Source organism: Anaerosporobacter sp., from assembly GCF_031551385.1.
In the GTDB taxonomy this organism is placed as follows: Bacteria; Bacillota; Clostridia; order Lachnospirales; family Lachnospiraceae; genus Anaerosporobacter.
This window is the reverse complement of record NZ_JAVBNS010000160.1, coordinates 1-5,856: the sequence shown is the minus strand read 5'-3', so window position 1 is coordinate 5,856 and position 5,856 is coordinate 1. Positions and strand designations below refer to the sequence as shown.

5 protein-coding genes are annotated in these 5,856 nt (G+C 33.4%); all 5 read right to left on the bottom strand.

The features are described from left to right. Positions 1-27: 27 nt before the first annotated feature. On the bottom strand, positions 28-348 hold the full coding sequence (locus RMR19_RS13040) for a hypothetical protein (RefSeq protein WP_310603929.1): 321 nt from the start codon (positions 346-348) through the stop codon (positions 28-30). Between the two features lie 112 nt (positions 349-460). Next, a complete protein-coding gene (locus RMR19_RS13035; protein ID WP_310603928.1) occupies positions 461-1,870 on the bottom strand; it encodes a hypothetical protein in 1,410 nt (469 codons plus the stop codon). A 392-nt stretch (positions 1,871-2,262) separates the two neighbouring features. Then, positions 2,263-3,687, bottom strand: a complete 1,425-nt coding sequence (gene pyk / locus RMR19_RS13030) for a pyruvate kinase (protein WP_310603930.1) — start codon at positions 3,685-3,687, stop codon at positions 2,263-2,265. A gap of 149 nt (positions 3,688-3,836) precedes the next feature. Further along, the gene (locus RMR19_RS13025; RefSeq protein ID WP_310603927.1) at positions 3,837-4,709 is read right to left on the bottom strand and encodes a hypothetical protein; all 873 of its coding nucleotides are present in this window, start codon (positions 4,707-4,709) and stop codon (positions 3,837-3,839) included. A gap of 16 nt (positions 4,710-4,725) precedes the next feature. Next, a complete protein-coding gene (locus tag RMR19_RS13020) occupies positions 4,726-5,661 on the bottom strand; it encodes a magnesium transporter CorA family protein (RefSeq protein WP_310603926.1) in 936 nt (311 codons plus the stop codon). Between the last annotated feature and the right edge of the window lie 195 nt (positions 5,662-5,856).

Genomic DNA, 5,856 nt, shown 5'->3' with positions numbered 1-5,856 from the left:
CGAATATTACATGCAGCATCTACTTCTTCACCTACCATTTTCTGCAAAATATTCTCTCGCACGCACATCTCCAGTTTCACGATATACATCCTCAATCATTCTTGCTACTAGATGTTTTGCGCTCTCTCTTCCACGTGCAAGACCAATAATATAAATTTTATTTCTTTTATAATATTGAAACATTAATTCATTTACATTTATTATATCAAACAAATTGTTTTCATTTGATGCAAGGGCGATACAATAGACACCAATTGTCGGCTTATTGGCTTCCATAGTTGCTTTAATTTTGTCTATATTTTTGCTAATACGAGAATCCATATATAGCGTATGATACCATGTAATCATTTTGATATCCCCCTTTAACGCATTTGGCAATAAACTAAATAATAGTAAGGATACTGCCAAACTAAGCATTTTTTACCTAGGCGACAGTATCTTACTTCTCTTACTTTTTATTCTATTCTTCTGACATAATATCTTTAATAATACTGTAGCAAGCATTTTTCTCAGCAGCATCTTTACATTGATTCAATGCATTTGCTACATATTCAGCGATTTCATCTGAATTCTTGAAAAATACTGGCATTTTATCTAATGAACTTGCCATTACAGCACGAACAACGCCTTGTGGTGCTTTCTCAAATAACTTAGCAACATTCTTAAGCAATGATGTCGTTACTTTCTCAATGTAGGCATCATCTGCTATTTTGTTTGATACTTTTGCATTTAAGTCGATAAATTTACTATTTCCAAGTAACTTCATACAAGTTGTTACACATACACCTTGTGCATCTAACATAAGGCTCTTTAATTTCTTACCATATGTTGTCATAACATCGTCATATCCACCTTCTAATACAAGCATTTCTTGTGCAGAAGATTCTAAAGCACCTTCGAACTTAACAAGTTTATCTAATTCACTTTCAACAAGTTCTTTTCCATCACCTGCTAAGAAGCACTCATTAACATGTGCAACTAATTCTTTGCATAGCGCTTCTTCCTTCATATCTGCTGTTTGATAAGCAACTGTTATGTTATAAGCGTATAAACAGTTTACGATTTCTTGCAACTGCATATATAAATCAGAAATTTCTAGCAAATCAACAGCACGGTCTTGAACCATACCATTTAAACGATAGAATTCTGGTTTTGTCAAATTTTTAAAATCTGCTGATTCAATCAGAGTAACCGCTTTATGAAGTTCTGGGAATTGCTTCTTCATTTCTTTTGGTCTTTCTAATGTAGCTGCCGACTTAATCATATATAAGTATCCGTCTACCGCGCTTCTTTCGCTTCCTTTGTAGATAGAGATACTATCTTTTAATAAATCATAGTATTTTGTTTTCGCCATTCTAACTGGTAGTTGTCCTATGATTTCTTGTACCTTTGTGTTAATAATAACATTATCATTATTCGAGAAGATATAATTGATAATCTCTTGTGTAAATACATCGGTATCAAACTCTTCAATTTCTTCTGCATATTTATCTTCAATACGGTTTAATACATATTCATATAGCTGCATAATATCTGCATATGCTGTAATCGATTTCATTCTCGACATAATCTCTTTACGAACATTATCGATTTCTTCAACTTTTGCTACGCGAGCACTTTCATCAAATACGTCTAGCATAGTTTCTTTAATTAATTGATTCACTTGATCCAAGATATCTTTCACTTGATCAGTTTGTTTATTATGCTCTTCTGAAACTACTTCATATAACATAACATATTTCATCGTTAAATCAATAAAAGAGTATCTATAATAAGCAGATAAAGAACGATTCATATATTGTGGTAAATATACCTCAGCTTCCTTGTTATCTCTTATATTTTTTAATAATTGATTTGCACTTAAACTCATATTTCAAAACCTCACCTTGTAATTTTATACTGCCAGTTTACATACTTTTGTCACGGATAATAAAACCGCTAATCACTATTATAACAACAAAATATTATATACGCTACCTTTTCATATAATTTTTTTGTAATTTAATGATTTTTTGGTAATTTTAACGTATTTTATGCTTATTTGGAACAAGCTGCCGTACTAAGATTGGTTATTTTAACCTACCTCTTAACACAACAGCCTGTCCAATATATCTATCCACATAACGATTTAACCGACAGTTTACGAGTAAGTAGCAAAGCGGATTATAACGATCCGTTTAACAACAATTTACTCTACTAAATTTAGTATTAACCATTTCGGCTACAATTAATCGCAACTTGAGATAACTCCTCTAGTTATAATTAATCTTCAATAATAACTGCTTTAATCATGTTTGTAACGCCTGTTTTACCTGCTGGTAAACCTGCTGTTAAAATCATAACGTCTCCATTTTCAACAAATCCTTTTTCTTTTACATCTTTTACTGCATTATCTAAAAGATCATCTGTTGAATCTGCTTCATTCACTTTAACCGGAACTACACCCCAGAATAATTGCATCTTTCTCAATGTTCTTTCAAGTGGTGATAAACCTAATACTACCGCTTGTGGTTTTAATTTAGAAACCATACGAGCTGTGTAACCTGAATAACTTGAAGCTGCGATTACTTTTGCATTTAAGCTTGAAGCTGTTGCTACTGCTGAGTAGCAGATACCGCTTGATACACTCTTACTGCTTTGGTGATTGTTCATCTCAAGAATGCCTTCATAATCAATATGTGCTTCTGTTTCAACTGCAATACTTACCATTGTTTGTAATGCTTCAACAGGATATTTACCCATTGCTGTTTCACCAGATAACATGATTGCATCTGTACCATCATAGATTGCGTTTGCAACGTCTGTTACTTCTGCTCTTGTTGGTCTTGGGTTACGAATCATAGAATCTAACATTTGTGTTGCAGTGATAACTGGAACACAAGCATCATTACATTTTTTAATAATCATCTTTTGGATAAATGGAACTTCTGCTGCTGGAATTTCAACACCAAGGTCACCTCTTGCTACCATGATAGCATCTGATAATTCGATGATTTCATCTATGTTTTGAATACCTTCTTCATTCTCGATTTTTGCAACGATTGCAATATCAGAACCAGCATCTGTTAAAACTTTACGGATTTCTCTGATTGCATCACCATTACGCACGAAAGAAGCAGCAATAAAATCTAATCCTTGTTCTACAGCGAATAAGATATCGCCTCTATCTTTTTCTGTAATACCTGGTAATTTAATACTTACTCCAGGAATGTTTACACCTTTACGGCTTCCTAATGTACCACCATTTGTTACTTTACAGAAGATTTCTTTTCCTTCAACTTTTTGTACAGAAAGACCAATTAAACCATCATCAATAAGAATGGTATCTCCTTCTTTCACGTCTTTAGGAAGATTCTCATAACTAATTGATGCTTTACTTACATCACCAATAATATCCTCTGTTGTTAATAAGAAATCTTGTCCTTCTTCTAATTGAACTTTTTCATCATCAACTAACATACCAGTTCTGATTTCTGGACCTTTTGTATCTAATAGTATTGCGATTGGCAAATCAAGTTCTTCTCTAACTTGTTTAAGTAATTTGATTCTGTGACCATGTTCTTCAAAATCACCATGAGAGAAGTTTAATCTTGCAACATTCATTCCATTCATTGCAAGAGCACGAATGTTTTCAATTACATCCATGTTTGGTCCCATCGTACATACAATTTTCGTTTTTTTGTTCATCATCTTTTTTACCATCCTATTCTAATTACATATATAGTCACTACGCACATAATGTATATTATACTGATACTTATTATTAGTATAATTGTTATCATGTACCTAGGTTCTTACAAGATAAATATTGTTACTACCTATCTCTATCCACATTGTTACTTTTTAACATGGGTATGAGTAAAAAGGTGTTCCATACAATACTCATAATTCCCGTCACATTTCGAACAGAATCGGAATTCTAGATTTTCATCATCGAGCTCTGTTCTACCGCAAACTGCACATTTATGTCTAGTAACCCCCGCTGCTGAACGTCTCGCTTCTTTTCGATATGTTCTTCTACGTTTTTGCATGGTTGGCGATAGTCTTTTTTGATTTCTAGTTGCGAAGAAGAATATTACAAAGTTAAGTAACGCAACTAATATAGAAATCCCTAGCGCAAGATATATATTTCTTATTTGCGTATATGGTGTTTCAAATGCGTATCGGATATATTTAATTACATCATAACCAATTACTGCTGCGTAAATATATGCCAAATGCTTTACCTTAACTGGTAAGACAAAAAATAACATAAACTGCACATTCGGATAAATCACCGCAAATGCAAAGTACATCGCACGGTTAATATACTCTAGTCCCATAGGATATGTTCCACCAATAGCAAAATAAAGTATGAATGCTGCAATAATATTACATAGAATACCTGATATATAGTATAAATTAAATCTAAATGCTCCCCAAGCATTCTCAAGCGAAGTTCCAATCATATAGTACAGATACATCTCTATTGCAAAAAAGAAAATACCTGTTCCACCGCTCAAACCTGCTGGACAAATAATAAATGTAACCAGTCTCCATACTTGACCATGAAGCACTTTGCCTACATCAAGGCATAGATACGCACCATAAAACGCAGGGCTAATTAACTCCAGTAGCGCACCTAAAACATATAGGATTGTGATATATTTCATTAAATCACGAATTGCATAACGACCAAATTTTCTCTCTAACTTGCTAATAAATTTCATCTAACACACCTCTTTATTAGAATAAATCTTTCTTTGCCAAAACAAATGCCACTAGTGCTGTCAGAACAAAAGCTCCTGCTGTCACAATGTAGAAACCGTACTTTGCCTCCGCTCCTGGAATATTGACAAAGTTCATCCCAAAAAAACTAGCAACCATTGTTGGTATGGATAATACAATTGTTACAGTAGCAAGGAATTTCATAACAATATTAAGATTGTTTGATATAACAGATGCAAAGGCATCCATTGTACCACTAAGAATTCCACTATATATATTAGCCATCTCAATTGCTTGTTTGTTCTCAATGATAACATCTTCAAGCAGATCTGTATCCTCTGGATACTGTTTTATATTCTCATTTTTTAATAATTTTTCGAGTACCACTTCATTAGCACGTAAGGACGTTGTGAAATAAACCAAACTCTTCTCTAATTCTAAAAGCTCAATTAATTCACGATTTTTCGTTGAGGCATGTAACTTTTTCTCAACTTCTTCACTTTTGCGATCAATCACTCGAAGATGCTGAAGGTATGCACTTGCATTTTTATATAGAATCTGCAAAATAAATCTTGTCTTCTTGAATGTAAAGAAATCCCTAACTCTTCCATCCATAAAACTCTTTAAAATCGGAGTTTCCTCAAGACAAATTGTAATAATTGCACCTTTAGCTAGTATAATTGCTAATGGAATCGTTACATAGCGATCCTTATTATGGCGTTCCTCTAATGTAGGAATATCCACAAGGATAAGCGTATAGACATCCTCAACTTCAATTCTTGAACGTTCCTCTTCATCAAGGGGTGCTCTTAAATCGTTAATATCAACTTGATATTGATCTGATACCTGTAGCAATTCCGTTGCAGTAGGATTCGTTAAAGCAATCCAACAGCCTTCCTCAAAATCGTTGATTTGACGCAGTCCATCGTCATATGTTTTGTATACTTCAATCATAGCCCGCTCCTATCTACCTCCATCTGGATAAATAGATAATAAGCCTACTAAAGAGAAATGGCATCTTGTGTTTACCAACTGTTATCTATGTTTTCCAATGAAAGCGTGATTATATTTAGTTTTTAAGTTTCTTTGTTTAAATATTAATGTATTATTAATAGTTGTTTGCCGATGACTACTCGGTCCACCTTCCAT